The sequence below is a fragment of the Streptomyces hoynatensis genome (assembly GCF_003626535.1).
Taxonomy (GTDB): Bacteria; Actinomycetota; Actinomycetes; order Streptomycetales; family Streptomycetaceae; genus Streptomyces; species Streptomyces hoynatensis.
The window spans coordinates 172,186-198,038 of record NZ_RBAL01000012.1; the positions used below are offsets into that span (position 1 = coordinate 172,186).

18 protein-coding genes and 1 rRNA gene are annotated in these 25,853 nt (G+C 74.3%); 7 read left to right on the plus strand and 12 right to left on the minus strand.

Annotated features, from left to right (window positions below; genetic code table 11):
• Positions 1–63 precede the first annotated feature (63 nt).
• From D7294_RS20665 to D7294_RS20675, 3 genes are all read right to left on the minus strand, one after another.
• Positions 64–4,986 (minus strand): NAD-glutamate dehydrogenase, encoded by a 4,923-nt coding sequence (locus D7294_RS20665; RefSeq protein ID WP_120681936.1) that lies wholly within the window; start codon positions 4,984–4,986, stop codon positions 64–66.
• Between the two features lie 241 nt (positions 4,987–5,227).
• Entirely contained in the window at positions 5,228–5,923 is a 696-nt protein-coding gene (locus D7294_RS20670) for an HAD family hydrolase (RefSeq protein WP_120681938.1), read from the minus strand.
• 89 nt (positions 5,924–6,012) lie between these two features.
• On the minus strand, positions 6,013–6,516 hold the full coding sequence (locus tag D7294_RS20675) for a DUF6912 family protein (protein WP_120681940.1): 504 nt from the start codon (positions 6,514–6,516) through the stop codon (positions 6,013–6,015).
• A gap of 133 nt (positions 6,517–6,649) precedes the next feature.
• On the opposite strand from D7294_RS20675, the gene D7294_RS20680 reads away from it, so the two are divergent.
• Positions 6,650–7,150 (plus strand): Rv3235 family protein, encoded by a 501-nt coding sequence (locus D7294_RS20680; RefSeq protein WP_120681942.1) that lies wholly within the window; start codon positions 6,650–6,652, stop codon positions 7,148–7,150.
• Between the two features lie 166 nt (positions 7,151–7,316).
• On the opposite strand, the gene secA is transcribed toward D7294_RS20680, so the two are convergent.
• Positions 7,317–10,190, minus strand: a complete 2,874-nt coding sequence (gene secA, locus D7294_RS20685) for a preprotein translocase subunit SecA (RefSeq protein WP_120681944.1) — start codon at positions 10,188–10,190, stop codon at positions 7,317–7,319.
• Between the two features lie 133 nt (positions 10,191–10,323).
• On the opposite strand from secA, the gene D7294_RS20690 reads away from it, so the two are divergent.
• On the plus strand, positions 10,324–11,541 hold the full coding sequence (locus D7294_RS20690; RefSeq protein ID WP_120681946.1) for a winged helix-turn-helix domain-containing protein: 1,218 nt from the start codon (positions 10,324–10,326) through the stop codon (positions 11,539–11,541).
• Positions 11,542–11,596: 55 nt separating this feature from the next.
• Here the strand turns inward: D7294_RS20690 and D7294_RS20695 are convergent, their stop codons facing one another.
• The 7 genes from D7294_RS20695 to mtnA form a co-directional block, all read right to left on the minus strand.
• Positions 11,597–12,340 (minus strand): response regulator, encoded by a 744-nt coding sequence (locus tag D7294_RS20695; protein ID WP_120681948.1) that lies wholly within the window; start codon positions 12,338–12,340, stop codon positions 11,597–11,599.
• Positions 12,341–12,460: 120 nt separating this feature from the next.
• Positions 12,461–13,147, minus strand: a complete 687-nt coding sequence (hpf, locus tag D7294_RS20700) for a ribosome hibernation-promoting factor, HPF/YfiA family (protein ID WP_120681950.1) — start codon at positions 13,145–13,147, stop codon at positions 12,461–12,463.
• A gap of 428 nt (positions 13,148–13,575) precedes the next feature.
• The gene (locus tag D7294_RS20705; protein ID WP_120681952.1) at positions 13,576–14,274 is read right to left on the minus strand and encodes a ComF family protein; all 699 of its coding nucleotides are present in this window, start codon (positions 14,272–14,274) and stop codon (positions 13,576–13,578) included.
• A 195-nt stretch (positions 14,275–14,469) separates the two neighbouring features.
• A complete protein-coding gene (locus D7294_RS20710) occupies positions 14,470–16,296 on the minus strand; it encodes an LpqB family beta-propeller domain-containing protein (RefSeq protein ID WP_120681954.1) in 1,827 nt (608 codons plus the stop codon).
• The gene (gene mtrB, locus D7294_RS20715) at positions 16,286–18,073 is read right to left on the minus strand and encodes an MtrAB system histidine kinase MtrB (RefSeq protein WP_120681957.1); all 1,788 of its coding nucleotides are present in this window, start codon (positions 18,071–18,073) and stop codon (positions 16,286–16,288) included. The genes D7294_RS20710 and mtrB overlap by 11 nt, the downstream gene beginning before the upstream one ends.
• Position 18,074: 1 nt before the next feature.
• Complete coding sequence (mtrA, locus tag D7294_RS20720; RefSeq protein ID WP_120681959.1) at positions 18,075–18,752, minus strand: two-component system response regulator MtrA; 678 nt, start codon at positions 18,750–18,752, stop codon at positions 18,075–18,077.
• Positions 18,753–18,775: 23 nt separating this feature from the next.
• Positions 18,776–19,840 (minus strand): S-methyl-5-thioribose-1-phosphate isomerase, encoded by a 1,065-nt coding sequence (gene mtnA / locus D7294_RS20725; RefSeq protein ID WP_120681961.1) that lies wholly within the window; start codon positions 19,838–19,840, stop codon positions 18,776–18,778.
• A gap of 201 nt (positions 19,841–20,041) precedes the next feature.
• On the opposite strand from mtnA, the gene D7294_RS20730 reads away from it, so the two are divergent.
• From D7294_RS20730 to D7294_RS20750, 5 genes are read left to right on the plus strand one after another with little or no spacing between them, the layout of a single operon-like run.
• A complete protein-coding gene (locus tag D7294_RS20730; RefSeq protein ID WP_120682009.1) occupies positions 20,042–21,310 on the plus strand; it encodes a DUF7544 domain-containing protein in 1,269 nt (422 codons plus the stop codon).
• Positions 21,311–21,314: 4 nt separating this feature from the next.
• On the plus strand, positions 21,315–22,010 hold the full coding sequence (locus D7294_RS20735; RefSeq protein ID WP_241562513.1) for a DUF4129 domain-containing protein: 696 nt from the start codon (positions 21,315–21,317) through the stop codon (positions 22,008–22,010).
• On the plus strand, positions 22,007–23,341 hold the full coding sequence (locus D7294_RS20740; protein WP_120681963.1) for a DUF4350 domain-containing protein: 1,335 nt from the start codon (positions 22,007–22,009) through the stop codon (positions 23,339–23,341). Before D7294_RS20735 ends, D7294_RS20740 begins: the two co-directional genes overlap by 4 nt.
• A complete protein-coding gene (locus tag D7294_RS20745) occupies positions 23,338–24,321 on the plus strand; it encodes an AAA family ATPase (RefSeq protein ID WP_120681965.1) in 984 nt (327 codons plus the stop codon). Before D7294_RS20740 ends, D7294_RS20745 begins: the two co-directional genes overlap by 4 nt.
• A complete protein-coding gene (locus D7294_RS20750; RefSeq protein WP_120681967.1) occupies positions 24,321–25,628 on the plus strand; it encodes a DUF58 domain-containing protein in 1,308 nt (435 codons plus the stop codon). The genes D7294_RS20745 and D7294_RS20750 overlap by 1 nt, the downstream gene beginning before the upstream one ends.
• A 108-nt stretch (positions 25,629–25,736) precedes the next feature.
• On the opposite strand, the gene rrf is transcribed toward D7294_RS20750, so the two are convergent.
• A 5S ribosomal RNA gene (gene rrf, locus D7294_RS20755) occupies positions 25,737–25,853 on the minus strand.

Below are 25,853 nucleotides of genomic sequence, written 5' to 3' on the forward strand. Positions count from 1 at the left end.
CGCCGCCTCGACGGCGGCGGGCGCACGGGCCGCTCACGTGCCCGCCATCCTAGGACGGCGGCGTCAGCGATTGCTCCGCAGCAGGGTGCGCATGGTGCGCATGGCCACCGAGAGGTTCGCCAGGTCGAAGCTCTCGGAGGACAGGATCTCCGCGAGCGTCGACCTGGCCCGGGTCAGAATGGCCGAGCTGCGCGTGGCCCAGGCCCCGAACCGCTCCTCGGGCGCGGCCTCCGGGTCGCCCTCCGCGAGCACGTCCGCGGTGATCAGCTGATGCGCCGCGTACAGGTCCTCCCGGATCGCGGTCCGCGCCATGGACTGCCAGCGGTCGGCCCGCGGCAGCTCGCCGATCCGCTCCTGCAGCTGGGAGATGCCGAGCTGGTCGCCGAGGTGGAAGTAGACGGCGGCCACGTCCAGCAGCTCCCGGCCGGTGCGGTCGGCCACGGCCACGATGTCCAGCGCGGGGAACGCGGCCGAGAACCCGGCCACCTGCTCGGCCACCGCGTCCGGCACGCCCTGGCCGACCAGCTCGGCGTGCCGCTCGCGGTGCCGCTCCAGGTCGGGGCCGCGCAGCAGCTTCGGCAGCTCGCGCCAGACCTGCCCCACCCGCTCCTCGAACAGCTCGATGGTGTCCGCCAGCTTCAGCGGCTGCGGCCTGTTGTTCAGCAGCCAGCGGGCGCCGCGCTCCACCAGCCGGCGAGCGTGCAGCCTGACCTGGCTGAGCGTCTCCGCGGAGACCTGGTTGTCCAGGCGCTCGGCCGTGTCCCAGATCTCGGCGAGCCCGAAGATGGCCCGGGCCGCGGTGTGCGCCCGCACCACCTCCTCGACGGAGGCGCCCGACTCCTCCTGCATCCGGTGCAGGAAGGAGCTGCCCGCGACGTTGACCGTGTCGTTCACCAGCAGGGTGGTGATGATCTCCCGGCGCAGCGCGTGGCCCTCGATCTGCTCGGGGAAGCGCTCGCGCAGCGCCGTCGGGAAGTACGCGTACAGCAGCCGGCTGACGTAGGGGTCGTCGGGCAGGTCGGTGCCGAGCAGCTCGGCGGTGGCCGTCAGCTTGGCGTAGGCGAGCAGCACGGACAGCTCCGGCTGGGTCAGCCCGCGGCCCGCGGCGCGCCGCTCCCGGAACTCCTCGTCCGAGGGCAGGAATTCCAGCTTCCGGTCGAGCTTGCCCTCCTCGCCGAGCTTGCGCACCAGCCGCCGGTGGGCGAGCACCAGCCCTGGGGCGGTGGCCTGGCTGTTGGCGAGCGCCACGTTCTGCGCGTAGTTGTTGCGCAGCACGAGGGCGGCGACCTCGTCGGTCATCTCCGCCAGCAGGGCGTTGCGCTGCTTGACGGTCAGGTCGCCGTTGGCCACCACCGCGTTGAGCAGGATCTTGATGTTGACCTCGTGGTCGGAGGTGTCGACCCCGGCGCTGTTGTCGATGGCGTCCGTGTTGCACTTGCCGCCGGCCGCCGCGAACTCGATGCGGCCGCGCTGGGTCATGCCCAGGTTGCCGCCCTCGCCGACCACCTTGGCCCGCAGGTCCCGCCCGTCGACCCGGACCGCGTCGTTCGCCTTGTCGCCCACGTCCGCGTGGGTCTCGGCGGCGGACTTGACGTAGGTGCCGATCCCGCCGTTCCACAGCAGGTCGACCGGGGCGAGCAGGATCGCCTTGATCAGCTCGGCCGGGGTCAGGGCCGTGACCTCGCCCGCGATGCCGAGGGCGGCCCGCACCTGCGGGGTGATCTGGATGGACTTGGCCGAACGGGGGTACACCCCGCCGCCCTTGGAGATCAGCTTCGTGTCGTAGTCCGCCCAGGAGGAGCGGGGCAGCTCGAACAGGCGGCGCCGCTCGGCGTACGGGGCGGCGGTCTCCGGGTCCGGGTCGAGGAAGATGTGCCGGTGGTCGAAGGCGGCCACCAGCCTGATGTGCTCCGAGAGCAGCATCCCGTTGCCGAAGACGTCGCCCGACATGTCGCCGATGCCGACGGCCGTGAAGTCCTCGGTCTGGGTGTCGTGCCCCAGCTCCCTGAAGTGCCGCTTCACCGACTCCCAGGCGCCGCGGGCGGTGATGCCCATGCCCTTGTGGTCGTAGCCCGCGGAGCCGCCGGAGGCGAAGGCGTCGCCGAGCCAGAAGCCGTACGCCTGGGCCACCTCGTTGGCGATGTCGGAGAAGGTGGCGGTGCCCTTGTCCGCGGCCACCACCAGGTAGGTGTCGTCGCCGTCGTGGCGCACCACGTCCGCCGGCGGCACCACCCGGCCGTCCACCAGGTTGTCGGTGATGTCGAGCAGTCCGGAGATGAACGTCCGGTAGCAGGCGATGCCCTCGGCCAGCCAGGCGTCGCGGTCGGTCGCCGGGTTCGGCAGCCGCTTGCCGACGAAGCCGCCCTTGGCGCCGACGGGGACGATGACGGTGTTCTTCACCTCCTGGGCCTTGACCAGGCCCAGGATCTCGGTCCTGAAGTCCTCGCGCCGGTCGGACCAGCGCAGGCCGCCGCGGGCGACCTTGCCGAACCTGAGGTGCACGCCCTCGACGCGCGGCGAGTACACCCAGATCTCGTAGGCGGGGCGCGGCTCGGGGAGGTCGGGGATGCCCTTGGGGTCGAGCTTCAGCGAGAGGTAGGCGTGCGGCTTGCCCGCGCTGTCGGACTGGAAGTAGTTGACCCGCAGCGTGGCCTTGACGACGTTGAGGAAGGCGCGCAGCAGGCGGTCCTCGTCGAGGTTCTCCACCTTCTCCAGGGCGCCGTCCAGCTCCTCCAGGAGGCCGTCGATCAGCTCGCGTCCTGCGCTCTGCCGCTGCGGGGCGAGCCTGGCCTCGAAGAGGTTGACCAGCAGCCGCGTGGTGTGGACGTGCCGCCTGAGGGTGGCCTCCATGGTGGCCTGGGTGAACCGGGCGCCGGCCTGCCACAGGTACTTGGCGTAGGCGCGCAGCACCATCGCCTCGCGCCAGGTGAGGCCGGCCGACAGGACCAGCGCGTTGAACCCGTCGTTCTCCGCGGCCCCGGTCCAGGCGGCGGCGAAGGCGTCCTGGAAGCGCTCGCGCGCGTCGCCGCCGAGGCCCCCTGCGGGCGGCTCGGTGACGCGGAGGCCGAAGTCGTAGATCCAGGCGGTGGGGGCGTCGTGCGGGCGCAGCTCGTAGGGCCGTTCGTCGACGACGTCCACGCCCAGGCACTGGAGCACCGGCAGCACGGCCGAGAGGGAGACCGGCTCGCCGACGCGGTAGATCTTGAACCGGCGCTCGTTCGGGCCGGCGTCGACCGGCTCGTACAGGCTGAGCGCGAAGTCCTCCTCGCCCCCTGGCCGCAGGCCGGTCAGGTACTGCAGGTCGGCGACGGCGGCCCGCGGGGCGAAGTCCGCCTTGTAGCCCTCGGGGAAGGCGTGGGAGTAGCGGCGGCCGAGCTCGGCGGCCTGCTCCTCCCCGTACTCGGCGAGCAGCGCGTCGGCGAAGCCGTCGGTCCAGGAGCGGGAGGCCTCGGCGAGCCGCGCCTCGATGCGGTCCACGTCGGCGTCGGTGAGCTCGGGCAGTTCCGCGCCGGGGGCGACGCGGACCACGAAGTGCAGCCTGGAGAGCACCGACTCGGTGTTCCATGCGGTGAAGTCCACGCCGGTGCCGTCGAGTTCCTCCATGAGGATGTCGGTCAGGCGCAGCCGCACGGAGGTGGTGAAGCGGTCGCGCGGCAGGTAGACGAGCGCCGAGTAGTAGCGCCCGTACTCCTCCTGCCGCAGGAAGAGCCGCAGCCTGCGCCGCTCCTGGAGGTGGAGGACCGCCGTCGCGATGGACTGCATGGTGTCCGCGGGGGTCTGGAACAGCTCGTCGCGCGGGTAGGTCTCCAGGATCTGCAGGAGGTCCCGGCCGCTGTGGCTGTCGGGGGCGAAGCCGGCCTCGGCCAGCACCTCGGCCACCCGGCGCCTGATGACCGGGATGCGCCGCACCGACTCGGTGTAGGCGGCGGCCGAGAAGAGGCCGAGGAAGCGGCGCTCGCCGGCCACGTTCCCCTCGGCGTCGAAGGTCTTGACGCCGACGTAGTCGAGGTAGGAGCGGCGGTGGACGGTGGCGCGGCTGTTGGCCTTGGTGAGGATGAGCAGCCGCGGCTCGCGGGCCTTGGCCCTGGCCGAGGGGGACAGCCGGCCGAACGCGGCCGAGGTGGCGGGCGCGGGCGCGTCCGGGTCGAGGGCGGGGTCGGAGCGCAGGATGCCGAGGCCGGTGCCCGGCAGGGCGCGCAACTGGTCGCCGCCTCCGCCGTTGTCCTCGCGGACCAGCTCGTACTCCCGGTAGCCGAGGAACGTGAAGTGGTCGGCCGCCAGCCAGCGCAGCAGCTCCCTGGCCTCCTCCACGTCGGGGGCGCCGAGCTGGGCGGGCAGCGGCTCCTCCGGCAGGCCCTCGGCGATGCGCAGCGCGGTGCCGCGCATCTTCTGCCAGTCCTCGACGGCCTCGCGCACGTCGCTCAGCACGCGCCGCAGGTCGGCCTCGATCCGGCGCAGGTCCTCGCGGTCGGTCTCCCGGTCGATCTCGACGTGGATCCAGCTCTCCACGAGGGCGTCGGGCGGCAGTTCGTCCTGCGGCTTTTCCTCGTCGAGCAGTTCGAGCAGGCGTCCGGCGACGTCGCGCCTGACCGGGACCTGCGGGTGGATGACCAGGTGGATGCCGCGGCCCTGCCGGGAGAGTTCGTTGGTGACGGAGTCCACCAGGAACGGCATGTCGTCGGTGATCACCTCGACCACCGTGTGGCTGCACGTCCACCCCATCTCGTCGACGGTCGGGGTGTGCACGCGGACGTTGGCGGTGCCCTGCGGCCGGTCGGCCGCGAGGCGGTAGTGCGAGAGCGCGGCGCCGTAGAGGTCGACCGGGTCACGCTGGGCGAGGTCCTCGGGGGTGATGTAGAGGTAGTAGCGCTGGAGGTAGGACCGGAGGGCGGCCGGGTCCAATCCGTGCGCGGCCGGCCCGCGCTCCGCTACCTGGGCGGCCTGTGCCAGCAGTTCAGCCTTGGCTTCGTCCAGCTTGGTGTGCATGTCCTCTGGCTCCATTGACGCGCACCGTTGCGCGCCGTCGAGAAACGGTCACCGGGCAGCGGTCGGTCCCCCCGCGGGGTGGCTCCCGGCAGGACGGACCAGCGACCGGGCTGCCCCGGAAGGACACCGGGAACCGCCGGGGAGGCGACACTGCCTCCGGCCGGACCTCCAGCCGATATCGCACTGATCACGTAGGTAGGTTACGCGCTTCACGAGGGCGATCGAGGAGAGTTGAGGAGAATCAGAGGGTCGGCCGCGCGCCCTCCACGAGCTCCCGCGCCACCTGCACGGCCTCGGCCAGCGAGTCCACCACGGGCACCCCCGCGCGCGCCAGGCTGCGCCTGCTGTGCGAGCCCCCGGTGTAGAGCACGGCCCTGGCGCCCGCGAACGCCGCGGCCCGCGCGTCGTCGGTGGCGTCGCCGACGACCACCACCCGCTGCGGGGGCAGGGCGAGGGCCGCGAGGTGCCTGGCCATCTGCTCGGCCTTGCCCGGGACCGTGGCGCCGGACGCGTTGCCGTCGACGCGGGTGAAACGGCCGGCGATGCCGAGCCTGGCGAGCCAGGGGCCGAGCCGCTCGTGCGGGGCGAGCGAGCACACCGACTGGGTCCGGCCGCCCTCCTGCCAGTCCGCGAGCAGCCCGGCCGCGCCCTCGGCGAGCCCCGCCGAGTCGGCCGCGGCGAAGTAGTGCCGGTGGAAGGCGCGGTCGAGCAGCTGCCACTCCTCGTCGCTCGGCCGCCGCCCGAGCAGCCGCTCGTAGAAGCGCGGGATGGGCAGGCAGTACAGCTCGCGGTACCGCTCCAGCGTGATCGGGGGTATGCCCACCTCGGCGAACGAGGCGTTCGTCGCCGCCACGACGACGTCGATGTCGTGGAGCAGCGTGCCGTTCCAGTCCCAGACGAGGTGGGTCCCGGCCTGCGGAGGGGTGGGTGTCGCCATGCGAAGACGGTACGACGGGCCACTGACATCGGGGAGAGCAGGGCGGGGGGCACAGGGGCCGGGGCCGGGGGGCCGGGGCCGGGGGCCGGTCAGAGCAGGTCGGGGATCTCCTGCACGCCGTACCACAGGAGTTCGTGGTCCGCGGCGCCGTCCACCGTGAACCTGGCGTCGTCGTCGCCCTTGTCCGCGGCCTCCACGACGGCGGCCGCGGCCGCCACGTCCGCCTCCGCCTCGACGCCGTCCACGTGCACGGCGGCGGCCTTGGCCAGCGGCACCGGCTCGGTCAGCCGCACCTCGCCGAGCGCCTCGGGCTCCAGGGCACGGTCGGGGTCGGCGACCGCCGTCCTGTCGGGCACCTCGGCGGCGAGCACCACCCGGCGCCTGGCCGCGTCGGGATCGGCGGCGAGCAGCCGCAGCGAGGCCTGGGCGGCGCGGCTGAGCGCGGCGTACTCCAGCTCCTCCTCGTTGCCCTCCAGGTACCACTCGCGCAGGGCCGGGGTGACGGCGTAGGCGGTCAGCGGGGGCGGGTCCGTCCGTCCGGCGCGGTGCAGCCGGGCAAGCCCCGGCAGCGTGAGAGGCACATAGACGCGCATGGGCGGCAGCTTTCTGGGACGACCCGCGAGGGGCGCTCACTGTACCAGCAGCCCCACCCTTGCCGCTCCGTGAGCACCTGATTACAATCCGCACGCAGCTAGTTACCGGCCAGTAGCTTACGGGGGTAGCCACATGAGGATCAGCGATCGCCGCCCGGCCGCGCGCCACCAGGGCCAGGCGCCGCCGCGCCGCGCCGAGCCCGGGCACCGGGGGCGCACGCGTCCTCCCGGCCACCCCGGCGGGCGCGCACGCGCCGCGCGGCGCCACCCGCCCGGCCACCCGCTCGTCCGCCCGCCGGCGCCGGCGCCGCGCCCGCAGGACTGGTTCGCCGAGCAGCTGGTGCAGGTGCTCAGCGGCAGGCGCCCGGTCCACGCCCTCCTCGGGCACGCCAGACAGGCGGCGTACGAGCAGCTGATCCGCCTCGCGCCCCACGCCCCGCTCGGCGCGGAGGCGGACGGGCGGCCCGGGCCCGAACTGCGCGGGGTCGGCAGCTGCCGCCCGCGCGCGGACGTCCTCGAGGTCTTCGCCCGGGTCGAGACCCGCGGCAGGACCAGGGCCCTGGCCTTCCGGCTCGAACGCTCCGCCGCGGGCCGCTGGCAGTGCTGCGCCGTGGAACTCGACACCCCGGGCTGAGGCCACGGGGACCGCGCCCGGCCGCGCACCCGCGACCCCGCACCCGCGCCCCGGAGGCCGGGGCCGGAGGCCGGGAAGCACAAAAGCGCCAGGGGCGCGTCCCCCGAGGACGCGCCCCTGGCGCCGGCGCCCGCCCCCGCGCGCGGCGGGAGCGGGCGCCACGGTCTCACTTCTTGCGGCGACGGCCGCCCTTCTGCGCCTTGCGGCGCTCCGCGCGGGTCGTTCCGGTCGGCTCGCCGCCCCCGGCCTGGCCGCCGGCCCCGCCGGCCCCGTCCGCCCCGCCATCGCGCCCGCCGAAGTCGCCCTCGACGACCCCGCCCGCCCCGTCCACCGTCGGCGCGGAGAAGTGCAGCCGGTCGGCCCGCTTGGGCGCCTCCAGGCCCTTGGCCAGGATCGCCGGCCGGGCCCCCGCCGCGGCCCCGGCCGGCACCGCCTCCTGCGGCTCCTCGGCCGCGGGCGCCGCCTCGGGCTGCTTCTCGCCGCCCTGCACCGGAACCTGCTCGACCTGCCGCTCGACCTGGACCTCCAGGTTGAACAGGTAGCCGACGGACTCCTCCTTGATGCCGTCCATCATGGCGGTGAACATGTCGAAGCCCTCGCGCTGGAACTCCACCACGGGGTCGCGCTGCGCCATCGCCCGCAGGCCGATGCCCTCCTGCAGGTAGTCCATCTCGTACAGGTGCTCGCGCCACTTGCGGTCGAGCACCGAGAGGACCACGCGCCGCTCCAGCTCCCGCATCACCTCGGAGCCGAGCTCCTGCTCCCGCTTCTCGTACTGCTCGTAGATGTCCTTCTTGACGGCCTCGATGAGGAACTCGGGGGTCAGCGCGTCGCGTCCGCCGGCCTCCTCCTCCAGCTCCTCGACGGTCACCTGCACCGGGTAGAGCTGCTTGAACGCGCCCCACAGGCGGTCCATGTCCCATTCCTCGGCGAAGCCCTCGACCGTCTCGGCGTGCACGTACGCCTCGATCGTGTCGTCCATGAAGTACCGCACCTGCTCCTGCAGGTCCTCGCCGGACAGCACCCGGTGCCGCTCGCCGTAGATGACCTCGCGCTGCCGGTTGAGCACCTCGTCGTACTTGAGGACGTTCTTGCGGATCTCGAAGTTCTGCTGCTCGACCTGGCCCTGGGCGGAGGCGATGGCCCGGGTGACCATGCGGTTCTCGATCGGCACGTCGTCGGGCACGTTGGCGATCGCCATCACGCGCTCGACCATCTGCGCCTTGAACAGCCGCATCAGATCGTCGCCGAGCGAGAGGTAGAAGCGGGACTCGCCCGGGTCGCCCTGCCGTCCGGAACGGCCGCGCAGCTGGTTGTCGATGCGCCGCGACTCGTGCCGCTCCGTGCCCAGGACGTAGAGCCCGCCGAGGCTCTTGACCTCCTCGAACTCCTCCTTCACCGCCTTCTCGGCCCGCTTGAGCGCCTCGGGCAGCAGCTCGGTCCACTGCTCGACGTGCTCCACCGGGTCGAGGCCCTGGCTGCGCAGCTCGCTCTCGGCGATGTCGTCCGGGTTGCCGCCCAGCTTGATGTCGGTGCCGCGGCCGGCCATGTTGGTCGCCACGGTGACGGCGCCCTTGCGGCCCGCCTTGGCGACGATCGCCGCCTCCCGCTCGTGGTTCTTGGCGTTCAGCACCTCGTGCCTGACGCCCCGCTTGTTCAGCTGCTGCGAGAGGTACTCGGACTTCTCCACCGAGGTGGTGCCCACCAGGACCGGCTGGCCCTTCTCGTGCTTCTCGACGATGTCCTCGACGACCGCCTCGAACTTGGCGACCTCGGTCCGGTAGATCAGGTCGGACTGGTCGATGCGGGCCATCGGGCGGTGCGTCGGGATCGGCACCACGCCCAGCTTGTAGATCTGGTTGAACTCCGCGGCCTCGGTCATCGCCGTACCGGTCATGCCGGCGAGCTTGTCGTAGAGGCGGAAGTAGTTCTGGAGGGTGATCTTGGCGAGCGTCTGGTTCTCGTCCTTGATCTTCACCCCCTCCTTCGCCTCGATCGCCTGGTGCATGCCCTCGTTGTAGCGGCGGCCGGCGAGGATGCGGCCGGTGTGCTCGTCGACGATCACGACCTCGCCGTCGAGGACGACGTAGTCCTTGTCCTTCTTGTAGAGCTCCTTGGCCTTGATCGCGTTGTTCAGGTAGCCGACCAGCGGGGTGTTCACCGACTCGTAGAGGTTGTCGATGCCCAGCCAGTCCTCGACCTTGGTGACGCCCGCGTCGTGGATGGCGACGGTGCGCTTCTTCTCGTCCACGTCGTAGTCGCCGGTCTCGGCGATCTGCCGGGTGGGCACCGCGGGCTCGCCGCGCTCCAGGCGCTGCACCAGCTTGGCGAAGTCCGAGTACCACTTCGTGGCCTGGTCGGCCGGGCCGGAGATGATCAGCGGGGTCCTGGCCTCGTCGATGAGGATCGAGTCGACCTCGTCGACGATCGCGAAGTGGTGCCCGCGCTGGACCAGCTCCTCCTTCGACCAGGCCATGTTGTCGCGCAGGTAGTCGAAGCCGAACTCGTTGTTCGTGCCGTAGGTGATGTCCTTGGCGTACTCCGCGCGCCGCTTGGCCGGGGCCATGCCCGCCGTGATGCAGCCGACCGTCAGCCCGAGGAAACGGTGGACCCGGCCCATCCACTCGGCGTCGCGCTGCGCGAGGTAGTCGTTGGTCGTGATCAGGTGCACGCCCTTGCCCGAGAGCGCGTTCAGGTACGCGGGGAGCGTGCTGACCAGCGTCTTGCCCTCGCCGGTCTTCATCTCCGAGACGTAGCCGAGGTGCATCGCGGCGCCACCCATGATCTGCACGTCGTAGTGGCGCTGGCCCAGGACCCGCTTGGCCGCCTCGCGGACGGTGGCGAAGGCCTCGGGCAGCAGGTCGTCGAGGCTCTCGCCGTCGGCGTAGCGCTGCTTGTACTCCTCGGTGAGGGCCTTCAGCTCGGCATCCGTCAGGTCAACGAAGTCCTCTTCAATGCTGTTCACCTGCTTGGCGATGCGTTGCAGCCTGCGGAGGATCTTGCCTTCGCCTGCACGCATGATCTTGTTGAAGACGGACACGAGGGCTGGTCTCCTTGCCGGTCGGGCCTGGCGCCAATATGGATGTCGCGGGCACAGCGGATGCCCCCGCCGCACCGGCCATGGTATGCGAGCGGCGGAAGGAGTGTCAGTGGTCGGCCGTACGATCCCACGCATGACTGCCGCTTCCACGCAACCCACCGCCGAGCTCTCCGCCGACGAGGCCCGCCGCCTCGCGCTGCGCGCCCAGGGTCTGCTCGGCGCCCCCGATCGCAAGGCCGGGGTGCGGGGCGTGCTCCGGCGCCTGGGCGCCGTGCAGCTCGACACCATCTCGGTGCTCGCCCGCTCCCACGAGCTGCTGCCGTACGCCAGGCTCGGCGCCGTGGGCCGCCCGGCCGTGGAGGCGGCCTACTGGAGCGGGGAGGCCGCCTTCGAGTACTGGTCGCACGCCGCCTGCGTGCTCCCCTTGGAGGAGTGGCCGCTGTTCGCCTTCCGCCGCAGGCACTACCGGGCCAGGGCCGCGCGGGAGCAGGAGCCGCCGGCCGCCGCGCGGGAGAAGGTCCTGGCCAGGCTGCGCGCCGAGGGCCCGCTGACCGCCACCGAGCTCGGCGGCGCGAAGAACGGCGGGCCCTGGTGGGACTGGAGCGACACCAAGCGGGCGGCCGAGCGCGCCCTCGCGAGCGGGGAGGTGGTGGTCACCCGCAGGCGAGGCTGGAAGCGGGTGTACGACCTGGCCGAGCGCGCGATCCCGGCCGGCCTCTGCCACGACGACCTGGACGACGCCGACTGCCTGCGCCGGCTGGTGGCCCAGGCGGGCGCCGCGCTCGGCGTGGCCACGCAGGCCGACCTGGCCGACTACCACCGGCTGACCGGCGCGCAGGTGGCCTCGGTGATAGCGGACACCGGCCTGGTGCCCGTCGAGGTGGCGGGCTGGTCCACGGCCGGGCGGGATGCGGGGCGGCACCGCGCCTGGGCCGACCCGGCGGCGCTGGCATCCCCGCCGCGCGGCAGGCACCGCACCACGCTGCTCTCGCCCTTCGACTCGCTGGTGTGGGACCGGCCGCGCACCGAGCGGATCTTCGGCTTCGTGCACCGCCTGGAGGCGTACGTGCCCGGCCCCAAGCGCATATACGGCTACTTCACGATGCCCCTGCTCGCCGGCGGGCGGCTGCTCGGCCGGGTGGACCCGGCGCGCGAGGGCAGGACCCTGGTGGCCAGGCACGCGGCGTTCGAGGGCGGCGAGGCCAGGGCGCGCAAGGCGGTGGAGCCGATGGCCGAGGCCCTGGCGGAGGCCGCCCGCTGGGTGGGCTGCTCCGCGATCCGGGTGGAGCGGACGACTCCGGCCGCGCTGCACGCGCCGCTCACCGCGGCGGTGGCGCGGCTGGGCGGCTAGGGGGCGGCCAGGCGGGGGCCGACCGGCGGCGGGCGCCCGTCAGCCGGCCGGTCGCTCAGCCGGTTTCCAGGTCCAGGATCTTCTCCCGCATCGCGTAGACGACGGCCTCCATGCGGGAGTGCAGCTGGAGCTTCTCCAGGATGTTGCGCACGTGGTTCTTCACCGTGTTCTCACTGATGAAGAGCTCCTTGGCGATGTCCCGGTTGTTGCGCCCGGTGGCGACGAGCTTGAGCACCTCCAGTTCGCGGTCGGTCAGCTTCGGCGCCGGCACCAGGGGCCGTTCGTCGGTGCGCTGGATCATCGACTTGAACTCGGTGAGCAGCTTGGCCGCCATCGAGGGGCTGATCTGGGACTGCCCGTCGGCCACCGCGCGGATCGCCGCGGTCACCTCGTCGGTGGAGATCTCCTTCAGCAGGTAGCCGGTGGCCCCGGCCTTGATGGCGTCGTAGAGGTCGGCTTCCTCGTCGCTGATGGTCAGCATGATGATCCGCGCGCTGGGCGCCACCTCCTTGATGGAGGTGCAGGCCTCGATGCCGCCGCGCCGCGGCATCCGCACGTCCATCAGCACGATGTCGGGCAGCAGGTCGGCGGCCTTCTCCACGGCCTCGGCGCCGTCCCCGGCCTCCCCCACGACCTGGATGTCCTCCTCCTGCGCGAGCACGATCTCCAGGCCGCGCCGGAACAGCTCGTGGTCGTCGACCACCAGCACCCTGATCGGCTCCTGCCGCTCACCCCCGGGCGCCGTCTCGCCCTCGCCCCGCCGACCGTGCGGCATCGTGGGCCCGAACGTGTCCACCATCGCATCCTCCCCCTGCCGACCGTACCGGGACTGCCACCCTCGGCAACCCCATGATTCCATGGCGGCGCCCGTGACCGGTTCCGCGATCCGGTCACGGGCGTCACCGTGGGGAGCGTGCGCTCAGGCGCCCAGTGCGCCTCCCGCGCCCTGCGGGGCCGCCTCGGCGAGCGGGTCGGTCTCCAGGTGGATCACGCCGTAGTCGTAGGCGTGCCGCCGGTAGACCACGCTGGGCTGCTTGGTCTCCGCGTCCACGAACAGGTAGAAGTCGTGGCCCACCAGCTCCATCTCGTACAGCGCCTGGTCGAGGGACATCGGCCCCGCGCGGTGCGTCTTCTCGCGGACGACCAGCGGGCCCTCCCCCTCCACGACGACCGAGCCGAGCCTGCGCACCGGCGGCGGCCCGGCCGCCTCGGCCCGCGCCGCCCCCTCGCCGTTCAGCGGGGCCGCGTCCGGCACCACCTCGCCGACCTCGCTGGCCGGGATGCGCCCGCGCCCGCGGCGGCAGCGGCGCTTGTCGTGCTGCCTGCGCAGCCGCGACTCCAGCTTTTCCACCGCCAGGTTCAGCGCGCCGTACGGGTCGGCCGCCGCCGCCTCGGCCCGCACGACGGGCCCGCGGTGGCGCAGCGTGATCTCCACTCGGTCGGAACGGTCCGCCAGGCGCGGGTTGTGCTCCTTGGACACCTCCACGTCCAGGCGGGTCACCTTGCCGTCGATCCTCTGGATCTTCTCCAGCTTGAGCTTCTCGGCCACATACCTCCGGAATCGCTCCGGCACATCCGTCTTGCGACCCTTGACGACAATGTCCACGAGAACTCCGTTCCCGGACCGCTCCACCCGCGGCGGAGCGGCTCCTTGGTGCAGTATCCCGGCCGGGTTACACGCCCTTCGGTGTCCTCAGCGCCCCGGCCGGCCTTGACTCGGGGTTACGGCTTTCACCTCTTCTCCCCCGGCACGAAGATCACAACCCCCGCGAAAGTGACGGGTTCGGCTGCACAACGGTCGGAATTCGTGCCCTCGGGGGACGGTTCGCAGCGTGCGCGACGGAACATTCACGGCCTGCGGGAGGCCGCCGGCCCCGGGCCCGGCCCCACTCGCGCGGCGCGCACCCGGGCCGCACCGTGCGGCTCCCCGGGGCGGTTTCCGCCGCCTTCTCCCTGTTCGTGTTCCTTTGTGGTCCTTCTCCTGCCGAACCTACCTCGCGGTCCCCTCTTGTGACACCCCTACCGACGCGTACGTCAGAACCACCCGTTCGAGGGACCGGCCACCACCGCGGCCCCCAGGGGCAGGCCGCCCGCCTCCCGCAGCGCCCGCGCCGCCTCCGCCAGCGAGGCCCCGGTGGTGACCAGGTCGTCCACCAGCACCACCGGCTCCCCCGCCGCCAGCGCGCCGGGCCGCACGGCCAGCGCCCCGGCGAGGTTCACGGCCCGTTGCCGCGCGCCCAGGCCCGCCTGATCGGCCACGGGCCGCCGCTGCCGCAGCACCGGCCGCACCCGCACCGCAAGCCCCTCGCGCCGCAGCCATCCGGCGGCGGCCAGCGCGATCCTGCGCACGGGGTCGTGCCCGCGCCTGGCCACCGCGGCCCGCGCCGAGGGCACCGGCACCAGCCCGAGCACCCGGCCGGGCGCCGCCGCCTGCGGCCCCTGGACGCAGGCCGCCCGCACGCTCAGCGCCAGCGCGCGCCCGAGCGGCCCGGCCAGCATCAGCGCCCCGCGTTCCTTGTGGGCGAGCAGCACCGCCCGGCCCTGGTCGGCGTAGCGGACGGCGGCGTACACCGGGGGCAGCCCGGCCGGCTCCGGCACCGGGCGCACCCGCCGCGCCGGCCCCGCCCGCAGCAGCGCCCGGCACGGCTCGCACAGCACCTCACGCGCCCCTCCGCAGCCGGCGCACTCCGTGGGCAGCACCAGCGAGGACAGCTCACGCCACCAACCGCGCATGTCCCCACCGTGACGGACCGCGCCGGGCCCGCCAATTCCCCGCAGGGGGCATTCCCGGCCCCGGCCGCTGACGCCGGCCGCTAACCCTGCCCCGCCGGAAGCGGGCTCCCCGGCCCCCGGCGGCAGACGCGGCCCCACCCGCAACCCCGGCCGCTCGGCCCGGAGAAGATCCGGGAAGGCTCCCGGAAGACCCGCTCAGCCCGGATAGACCGGCGCCAGGCCCGCGTCGACCCGCTTCCACTGGGCGTTGTCCTGGAGCAGGGCGATCGCCGTCCCCGTCTGCGCCAGCAGCGGCTCGTTCTCGTCCTCGGAGGCCGCCACCCCGGTGACGTCGTTCAGCCCCGGCACCGTCGCCGTGCTCGCCGTCGACCCGTCGGTCTCCACGTACAGCAACTGCTCCACGCCGTCCGCCGGCCGGCCCACGACCACCAGCCTGCTGCCGCCGGCCCAGGAGACCGCCGCCACGTCCGCCAGCTGCGGCGCCACCGGCCGCAGCCCGTCCACCTCGGCCACCACGCCCTGGCCGGTGTCGGACCGCTTGACCCGGCCCAGCTTCAGCGAGGTGCTCGACCCGTTGTCGACGAGCACCGCGATCCGGACCCCGTCGGAGGCCAGCCGCAGCGCCTGGATCGTCTCCCCCGCGTGCAGCCCGTCGACCGGAATCTCCTGCGCCTCGCCCGCGCCGCCGCTCAGCCGCAGCAGCCGCGGCCGGTCCGGGTCCAGGTCGGCCACCCACAGGTCTCCCAGCCCGTCCCAGCTGGGCGCGCTCAGCCCGGCGCCCTCCCCCGAGGAGCCGCTGCTGTACACGCTCTCGGCCTCCTTGCCGCCGGTCAGCGGCGCCACCAGCAGCTCCGAGCCGTCCGCGCTGACCCCGGCCGCCTGATCGCCGTCCCGGGAGACCGCGGCGGAACGCAGCCCCGCGTCCTCCTCGCCGAGCGCCCCCGGCACCGGCCGGGCGCCGCCGTCCTCGTCGGCCGCCGCGACCAGCCGCTGGTCGCCGTCCACGAAGTAGGGCCGCGCCAGGTCGCCGTCCAGCAGCCCGGGCGCGTGGTCCCCCGCCTCGCCCGCGCTCACCGAGCACAGCGAGTCGCCGCTCTCGGTGTACAGCTTCGCCTCCGTCACCTCGGCCGAGGCCACGTTCGAGGCCGTGTGCAGCAGCTGCGCCGCCATCCGCTCGCAGCGGTAGAGGGGCCAGTCCGTGGGCACCCCCGTCAGCCACACCGGCAGCGCCCCCGACTCGTCCACCGTCGGCGGGTGCCCCTCGGCCAGGCCCACCCCCTCGGGAAAGGCGGAGCTCACCACGGGGGCCAGCCAGTCCCCCGGCCCGTTCAGCAGGGTCCGCACCGCCTCCTCGACCGGCTGGATGCGGCGCCGCACGTAGATCGGGTCGGCCACCAGCACGTCCGCCCCGTGCGCCACCCGCCCGGCCTCCGCGCCCAGATCCGCGTAGTAGTACAGGTTCACCGGCCGGTAGATGCGGCGGAAGTCGGACTCGCCCACCACCAGGCCGGGCGGCAGCGAGTCGATCCGCCACTCCCCGTCCACGAGCCGCAGCTGCAGCGTCGTCTCGTACGCCCCGTCCCGCGGGGTGTACGCGTGCGCCGCGTCCACCGTCGCCAGCCGCGTCCCGCTCAGCTCGATGCGGTACACGTCGCCGCTGCCCGGCTCGGGCTCGCCGTAGATCGGGCCCACGTCGGGCCCGCCCGACAGCACCGTCGTGCTCTCGAAGGGATCCCACTGCTCCCGCTGCCGCGGCGTGAGGTACAGCTTGGCCGTCTCGAAGGACGGGTCGTCGCTGGTCACCGCCTCCAGGAAGCCGCGCACGATCTGCTGCGGGGTGGCGCCCTCCTCCGGCTCCTCCGCCCACACCCGCACCGGCGAGTCGGCGTCGGCCCGCTGCGAGGAGTCCACCCGCTGCACCGGCCCGCTGCCCGGCATCGAGGCGCAGCCCGCCAGCGCGAGGCCCGCCGCCAGCAGGCCGAGGAGGCGCCACCGGCCCGCCCCGGCACGCTCACGCCTCATGGCCGCCCTCCCCCGGGCCCTCGTGCGCCACGGACACCGCCCGCTGCTGCGCCGGGATCACCGCCCCGGCCGCGGCCTGCCGCCTGCGCAGCGAGTCGTGCGGCTCCAGCGGGATCGGCGAGCCGCGCAGCGGCTCCCCCACCGAACGCGGCAGCGTCAGCCGGAACTGGGCGCCCCCGCCCGGCTCGCCCCACGCCTCAAGGCGCCCGCCGTGCAGGTGCGCGTCCTCCACCGCGATCGACAGGCCGAGCCCCGTGCCGCCCGTCGTCCGCGCCCGCGCCGGGTCCGCCCGCCAGAACCTGTTGAACACCCGCTCCGCCTCGCCCGGCTTCAGGCCGATGCCGTAGTCGCGCACCGCGACCGCGACCGCGCCGCCGTCCCGGCTCGCCGCGAGGCGCACCACCACGTCCCGGCCCTCGCCGTGCTCGATGGCGTTGACCACCAGGTTGCGCAGCACCCGCTCGATGCGCCGCGCGTCCACCTCGGCCGCCACCGGCCTGGCGTCCCCGCGCACCCGCAGCCTCGACCCCTTGCGCTCGGCCAGCGGCTCGGCGCCCTCCACGACCCGGTGCACCACGTCGCGCAGGTCGGTCAGCTCCGCCTCAAGCACCGCGGCCCCCGCGTCGAACCTGCTGATCTCCAGCAGGTCGGCGAGCAGCGACTCGAACCGGTCGAGCTGGCTCAGCAGCAGCTCCGCCGACCTGGCCGTGGCCGGGTCGAACTCACCGCGCGACTCGTGGATCACGTCCGCGGCCATCCGCACCGTCGTCAGCGGCGTCCGCAGCTCGTGCGACACGTCGGACACGAAGCGCCGCTGCATCCGCGACAGCTCCTCCAGCTGCTGGATCTGCACCTGCAGGCTGCGGGCCATCTTGTTGAACGACTCGCCCAGCCGCGCGATGTCGTCCTCGCCGCTGACCTTCATCCGCTCCTGCAGCCGCCCGGCCGCCAGCCGCTCGGCGATCCGCGCCGCCAGCCGCACCGGCGTGACCACCTGCCGCACCACCAGCCACGCGATCGCCCCGAGCAGCACCACCACGAAGATCCCCGCCGTGGCGATCGTCCCCGTGACCAGGCTGAGCGACTTCTCCTCCTGCGTGAAGGGGAACAGGTAGTACAGCTGGTACCAGTTCCCCTGGTTGTCGGTCAGCCGCCGGCCGATGATCAGCGCCTCCTCGGTGCTGCCGTCGGTCCGCACGATCGTCCCGTACTGCCGGTGCGTCGCCAGGTCGGCGTCCACCGCCTCCCGCAGGTCCTGCGAGATCGTCTCCTTGGGCCGCACGTCCTCGGGCCCGCGCGGCGCCCGCGGCGCCGCTCCCGGCTCCCCCGCGAACTGCCCGCTGGAGAGGTTCGAGGCCATCGCGAGCACCGCGTACACGCCCTGCCCGCCGCTGGCCAGCTGCTCGACGATCTGCGTCTCCCAGCTGCGGGCGTCCATCGGCTGCCCGGTCGCGCTCTCCGTCGCGTCGGCGATCGCCCGCTCCCTGGCCACCTCGAAGCCGCCGGCCGCCTGGCTCTGCGCGGTCTGCCGCTTCGCCTCCAGCAGCCCGTTGCGCACCTGCCCGATCACCACGATCCCGAGCACGAGCACCACGGCCATCGACAAGAGCAGCGTGCTGGCCACCACCCGCAGCTGGATGTTGCGCCGCCACAGCCGCATCAGCGACAGCAGCGGGCCACGCGCCCAGCGCCCGAAGATCCGGATGGCGGGCTGAGCCCCGGTCGCCGCCCCTTCGGTCAGCAACCGGGAGCGGTGCCACCACAGCCGCTCGGTCACCTCAGCTTGACCCGGCCTTGTAGCCCACGCCACGCACGGTCACCACGATCTCCGGCCGCTCCGGGTCCTTCTCGACCTTCGAACGCAGCCGCTGCACGTGCACGTTCACCAGCCGCGTGTCCGCCGCGTGCCGGTACCCCCACACCTGTTCGAGCAGCACCTCGCGGGTGAAAACCTGCCACGGCTTGCGCGCCAGCGCCACCAGCAGGTCGAACTCCAGCGGCGTCAGCGAGATCGCCTGACTGCCCCGCTTCACCGAGTGCCCCGCCACGTCGATCACCAGGTCGCCGATCGCCAGCTGCTCCGGCGCCGGCTCCTCGGAACGCCGCAGCCGCGCCCTGATCCTGGCGATCAGCTCCTTCGGCTTGAACGGCTTGACGATGTAGTCGTCGGCCCCCGACTCCAGGCCCACCACCACGTCGACCGTGTCCGTCTTCGCGGTGAGCATCACGATCGGCACGCCCGACTCGCCCCGGATCAGCCGGCACACCTCGATGCCGTCCCGCCCCGGCAGCATCAGGTCGAGCAGCACGAGGTCGGGCTTGATCTCCCGGAAGGCAGCCAGCGCCTTGTCCCCGTCGGCCACGAAAGACGGCTCGAACCCCTCCCCGCGCAGCACGATGCCGAGCATCTCCGCCAGAGCGGTGTCGTCATCGACGACGAGTACACGTCCCTTCATGCCTTCATCATCCCATCCCCTGATCAGGACTTAGTCGAACGTGATCTGGAACACACATCCGCAAGGTTGCCACGGTCCACCGGGGAGACCACGCCGAGGTCCGTCACGATCGCCGTCACCAGCTCCGGCGGCGTCACATCGAACGCCGGGTTGTACGCCTGCGCGCCCACCGGCGCCACCTGCACCCCGGGGCGCACCTCCGTCACCTCGCGCCCCGGCCGCTGCTCCACCGGGATCGCCGAGCCGTCCGCCGCCTCGGGGTCGACCGTCGTCACCGGCGCCACCACCACAAACGGTACGTCGTGATGCCGGGCGAGCACCGCGAGCGGATAGCTGCCCACCTTGTTCGCCACCGACCCGTCCGCCGCGATCCGGTCCGCGCCGATCAGCACCGCGTCCACCTCGCCCGCCGCGAACAGCGAGCCCGCCGCCCCGTCCGCCAGCACCGCGTACGGCATCCCCTCCCGCGCCGCCTCGTACGCCGTCAGCCGCGCCCCCTGCAGCAGGGGCCGCGTCTCCCCCACCCACAGCCGCCGCAGCTCCCCCGCCCGGTGCGCCGCCCGCACCACCGCGAACGCCGTCCCCCCACCGCCCGAGACCAGCGACCCCGTGTTGCAGTGCGTCAGCAGCCGGAACCCACCGCCCGGCATCAGCTCCGCCAGCAGCTCGTGCCCGAACTCCGCGAGCCGCTCACCGGCCTCCGCGTCCTCCCGGTGCAGCGCCCGCGCCTCCGCCAGCGCCGCCGCGGCCCCCGCCGCCCCGCCACCGGCGGCCAGGTACGCCTCCCGCGCCCGCCGCACCCCGTACCCCAGATTCACCGCCGTCGGCCGCGCCCCGGCCAGCTGCCGCGCCGCCTCCTCCACGTCGTAGCCACGCGCCGCCGCCAGGGCCACCCCGTACGCCCCCGCGAGCCCCAGCACCGGCGCCCCCCGTACCGCGAGCGACCTGATCGCGCCCACCAGGCCCGGCACGTCCGTGCACACCAGCTCCACCTCCTGGGCCGGCAACCGCGTCTGGTCGAGCAACACGAGCACCGGACCCTCGGGCGGCTCCGCCCAGCGCAGGGCGGGGAGTGTGAGATCAGCCATTGGGCCAGTCTGCCCGGCCCGCCCCCGGCGAGAGAAGGCAATCCCTCCCCCGCCTCCGCGCGCCCACCCCTACCCGCCCCCATGCCAGGGGCGGGCCCCGCGGCGCCGTGGCACGATGGGCGCCTAGGAAAGCCTAGGAGTACAGCGCGGAGACAGCGGGTCGAACAGCCATCGGGCCGCGGACCAAACGAGGTGGACACCGTGAGTGACACGCCGGGCTGGGCCTCGCCCGGAAGCCCCGCCCCCCAGGACCACGGGAGCGGCCAGGACGACCGTCCCCCCGCGGACCCCGCGCCGCAGCAGCCCCCGGCCGGCCACCCCGCCCAGCCCCAGGGCTGGACCACCGCGCCCCCGCCCCAGGGCCCGCCCGGCTGGGGCACGACCCCGCCCGGCGGCCCCCAGCAGACCTGGGGCGCCCCGCAGCCGGGCTGGGGTCAGGGCCAGGCCGGCTGGGGCCAGGGCCAGAACGGCGGCTGGGGCGGCTGGCGCGGCTGGCACCCCCACCTCTTCGTCGCCAAGCCGGGCGTCATCCCCCTGCGCCCGCTGGGCGTCGGGGAAATACTCGACGGCGCCGTCACCACCGCACGCACCCACTGGCGCACCGTCCTCACCGTCGCCCTCGGCATCGCCGTCATCACCCAGCTCATCTCCACCCTCGCCATGCACTACTGGCTCGGCGACAGCGACGGCCTCGCCGCCCTGGAGGACAACCCCAACCCCACCGACGCCGAGATCCGCGACGCCCTCGCCGACCTCTTCGCCTTCACCTCGATCACCGGCCTGATCACCCTCCTCGGCACGGTCCTGGCCACCGCCATGCTCACCATGGTCGTCGGCCGCGCCGTCCTCGGCCGCAGCGTCACCATCGGCGAGGCCTGGCAGGACTCCCGCAGCCGCCTGCCCCGCCTCCTCGGCCTCGTGCTCCTGGTGCCCCTCGCCGCCGGCCTCGCCGTCGGCATCCCCGTCCTGCTCGCGGCCCTCACCGGCAGCCCCGGCCTCACCGCGGCCGTCGCCATCGCCGGCATCGTCTTCGCGATCTGGCTGTGGATCTCCTCCTCCCTCGCCGCCCCCGCCCTCATCCTGGAGCGCCAGGGCGTCGTCGCCTCCCTGCGCCGCTCCTTCAAACTGGTCCGCGGCTCCTGGTGGCGCGTCTTCGGCATCACCCTGCTGAGCGTCCTGCTCATCACCGTGGTCGGCGGCATCATGGAGATCCCCACCTCCCTGATCGCCGGCTGGGTCTCGGGCGACGGCGGCGGCAACCCCTTCGAGGCATCCTCCACCGACCTGTCCTCCTGGGCCTACCTCGTCGTCTCCGGCATCGGCGCCGTCATCTCCTCCACCCTCACCCTCCCCATCAGCGCCGGCGTCACCGCCCTGCTCTACATCGACCAGCGCATCCGCCGCGAGGCCCTCGACATCGAACTCGCCCGCAGCGCCGGCGTCTCCCCCAGCGGCACACCGGAGAGCTGACCCCGTGCCCTCACCGACGACGGCACTCCCCCTGCTGACCCCGCTCGCGGCCGGCCCCCCGGGCCCCCCGGTCACCGTCGACCGCGAGCAGGCCAGGCGCGAGGCCGCCGAGGAACTCTCCCGGCAGATCTACGCCGCCCACCGCCCCGGCCCCTTCCGCCGCGCCTGGAACTGGCTGTGGGACCACCTCTTCCACGCCCTGGAAACCGCCGCCTTCCACACCCCGGGCGGCTGGCTCGGCCTCCTCCTCATCGCCCTCCTCGCCGCCGGCCTCCTCCTCGCCCTGCGCCTGCGCCTCGGCGCCCTGCGCAACGCCGCGGGCCCCGGCCGCCGCACCGCCCTCTTCCCCGACGGGCCCCGCAGCGCCGCCCAGCACCGCGCCGCCGCCGAGGAACACGCCGCCGCCGCCCGCTGGGAGCAGGCCGTGCTGGAACGCATGCGCGCCCTCGTCCGCTCCCTGGAGGAACGCGCCCTCCTCGACCCGCGCCCCGGCCGCACCGCCCACGAGGCCGCCGCCGAGGCCACCCGCCCGCTCCCCGCCCTGGGCCCCGAACTCACCGCGGCCGCCGCCACCTTCGACGCCGTCGCCTACGGCGGCCTGCCCGCCACCCCCGCCGACTACGCCAGGCTCGCCGACCTCGACACCCGCCTGCGCCACACCACGCCCGACCTCACCGCACCCGCCTGGGCCGCCCCATGACCACCACCGGCACCCCGACCGGCCCCGGCCCGGCAACCGCCGAGGACGCCGGCCCCGCGCCGGCCACCGAGGAACCCCGGGGCACCGCGCCCACGCAACCCGCCGCCACCGCCGTCTCCCCCACCGCACGCCAGCTGTGGCGGCGCGCCCGGGGACCGCTCGCCGCCGCGGCCGTACTCGCCCTCACCGGCCTGCTCATCGCCCTGTTCACCGCGGGCGACACCGGCACCCTCAACCCCCGCTCCGCCACCCCGACCGGCAGCCGCGCCCTCGCCGAACTCCTCGCCGGCCACGGCGTCGACACCACCCTCGTCACCACCGCCGCGGAGGCCGCCCGCGCCACCGGCCCCGGCACCACCCTCCTCGTCGCCCACCCCGAGGCCCTCACCCCCCACGCGAGCCGGCGACTCGCCGAGGCCACCGCCCGCGGCGGCCGCACCGTCCTCGTCGCCCCGGGACAGCAGGCCCTCGACGCCCTCGCCCCCACCGTGACCGCCGCCGCCCCCGCCCCCACCGCCGAACGCGCCCCCGACTGCCCCCTCGACGCCGCCCGCCGCGCCGGAACCGCCCGCCTCGGCGGCTACCGCTACGCCCTGAGCACCCCGCCGCCCGAGGGCGCCGCGGCCTGCTACCCCGTCGACGGCCTGCCCACCCTCCTGCTCCTCCCCACCGGCACCGGCGGCACGGACCCCACCGCCGACACCGTCCTCCTCGGCACCCCCGACCTCCTCTACAACGACCACCTCGACGAGCAGGGCAACGCCTCCCTCGCCCTCCAGCTCCTCGGCGCCCACCCGCACCTCGTCTGGTACCTCCCCTCCGCCGAGGACGCCCCCACCGCGGAGGAACAGCGCAGCCTGTTCGGCCTCCTCGACCCCGGCTGGCGCTGGGCCACCCTCCAACTCGCCATCGCCCTCGGCCTCGCCGCCCTCTGGCGCGCCCGCCGCCTCGGCCCCCTCCTCACCGAGCCCCTCCCCGTCCTCGTCCGGGCCGGCGAGACCACCGAGGGCCGCGCCCGCCTCTACCACCAGGCCGGCGCCCGCGACCGCGCCGCCGAGGCCCTGCGCGCCGCCTGCCGCGCCCGCCTCGCCCCCCTCCTCGGCCTCCCCACCGCGCCCGCCCCCGAGGCGCTGGCCGCGGCCGTCGCCGCGCACACCGGCCGGCCCGCCCCTGAGGTCCACGCCCTCCTCTTCGGGCCCCCGCCCCAGGACGATCCGGCCCTCGTCCGCCTGGCCGGCGCCCTGGACGACCTGGAACGCCGCCTCTCCCCCCACGAGAACCCCCCACCGACACCGCACCCACCACGGAAAGGCGAGGACCGCAGCTCGTGACCGTCTCAACAGACCGCCCCGACCGGCCGGCCGCCGGCCCGCACGCCGCGCTCGAAGCCCTGCGCGCCGAGATCGGCAAGGCCGTCGTCGGCCAGGACGCCGCCGTCACCGGCCTGGTCGTCGCCCTCCTGTGCCGCGGCCACGTCCTCCTCGAAGGCGTCCCCGGCATCGCCAAGACCCTCCTGGTCCGCACCCTGGCCACCGCACTCGAACTCGACCACAAACGCGTCCAGTTCACCCCCGACCTGATGCCGAGCGACGTCACCGGCTCCCTCGTCTACGACGCCCGCACCGCCGAGTTCTCCTTCCGGCCCGGCCCGGTCTTCACCCACCTGCTCCTCGCCGACGAGATCAACCGCACCCCGCCCAAGACCCAGGCGTCGCTCCTCGAGGCCATGGAGGAACGCCAGGTCTCCGTCGAGGGCGCCCCGCGCCCGCTGCCGGAGCCCTTCATGGTCGCCGCCACCCAGAACCCCCTCGAATACGAGGGCACCTACCCCCTCCCCGAGGCCCAGCTCGACCGCTTCCTCCTCAAGCTCAACCTCCCCCTCCCCAGCCGCGAGCAGGAGATCGACGTCCTCACCAGGCACGCCGCCGGCTTCGACCCCCGCGACCTCTCCGGGGCCGGCGTGCGCCCCGTCGCCGGCCCCGCCGACCTGGCCGCGGCCCGCGCCGCCGTCGCCAAGGTCACCCTCGCCCCCGAGGTCACCGCCTACGTCGTCGACCTGTGCCGCGCCACCCGGGAGTCCCCCTCCCTCTCGCTGGGCGCCTCCCCCCGTGGGGCGACCGCCCTGCTCGCCACCTCCCGCGCCTGGGCCTGGCTCTCCGGCCGCGAGTACGTCGTCCCCGACGACGTGAAGGCGCTCGCGCTGCCCACCCTGCGCCACCGCGTCCGCCTCCGCCCCGAGGCCGAGATGGAGGGCGTCACCGCGGACAGCGTCCTCACCGGCCTGCTCGCCCGCGTCCCGGTGCCCCGCTGATGGCCCTCACCGGACGCACCGCGCTCCTCGCCGCCCTCGGCGCGCCGGTCGCCGCGCTGTTCCCCGGCTGGGGCGGCATCCTCGCCGTCGCCCTCCCGCTGCTGGCCGCCGTCCTCTACGACCTGGCCCGGGCCGCCCCGGTCCGCACCCTGCGCCTCGACCGCTCGGGAGACACCTCGGTGCGCCTCGGCGAGGAGGCCCTGGTCCGGCTGACCGTCACCAACCCCTCGGCGCGCCCGCTGCGCGCCGAACTCCGCGACGCCTGGCCGCCGAGCAGCTGGCGGCCGGGCACCGCGTACGCCGCGGCCAGGCACCGGCTCACGGTGCCGGCCCGCGAACGCCGCCGCCTCACCACGGCCCTCGGCCCGACCCGCCGCGGGGAGCACCGGCCGGTCCGCGTCACCATCCGCTCGCACGGCCCCCTCGGCCTCGCCGCCCGCCAAGGCAGCCACGCGGTCCCGTGGGCGCTGCGCGTCCTGCCGCCCTTCACCAGCCGCAGGCACCTGCCGGCCAAGCTGGCGAGGCTCCGTGAACTCGACGGCCGCACCACGCTGTTGAGCCGCGGCGAGGGCACCGAGTTCGACAGCCTCCGCGCCTACGTGCCCGGCGACGACGTCCGCTCCATCGACTGGCGCGCGACCGCCCGCCAGTCCGCGGTGGCCGTCCGCACCTGGCGCCCCGAGCGCGACCGCCACCTGCTCCTCGTCCTGGACACCGGCCGCACCTCGGCGGGCCGCGTCGGCGACGTGCCGCGCCTGGACGCGGCGATGGACGCGGCCCTGCTGCTGACGGCGCTCGCGACCCGCGCCGGCGACCGCGTGGACCTCCTCGCCTTCGACCGCACTCTCCGCGCCTCGGTGCGCGGCGGTGCCGGCCGCGACGTCCTGCCCGCGGTGGTCCGGGCCCTGGCCTCGCTCGAACCCGCCCTGGTGGAGTCCGACACCCGCGCCATGGCCGCGGCGGCCCTGGCCGGCGCCCCCCGCCGCTCGCTGATCGTCCTGTTCACGGGGCTCGACGCCGCTCCCCTCGAGGTCGGACTGCTGCCGGTCCTGCCCCGGTTGACGCAGCGGCACACGGTGGTGGTGGCCGCGGTGGGCGATCCGCGGATCGCGGAGATGGCCCGCACCCGCGGCACCGTCCCCGGGGTCTACGAGGCCGCCGCCGCGGCCCACTACCAGGCCGAACGCCGCCAGACCGCGGAACGTCTCCGCCGCCTCGGCGTCACGGTCGTCGAGGCGGACCCCGAGGAGCTCCCGCCCGCCCTCGCCGACGCCTACCTGGCCCTCAAGACCTCCGGAAAGCTCTGATTCCAGGGGCTGAATCCAGGGGTTGAACCGGGGGGAAACACAAAGAGCACGCGAAAGGGGCCCTTTACCGAATTCCTTCGGTAAAGGGCCCCTTTCTGTCACATAATTGTCCGGCGGTGTCCTACTCTCCCACACGGTCCCCCGTGCAGTACCATCGGCGCTGGAAGGCTTAGCTTCCGGGTTCGGAATGTAACCGGGCGTTTCCCCTCCGCCATGACCACCGGA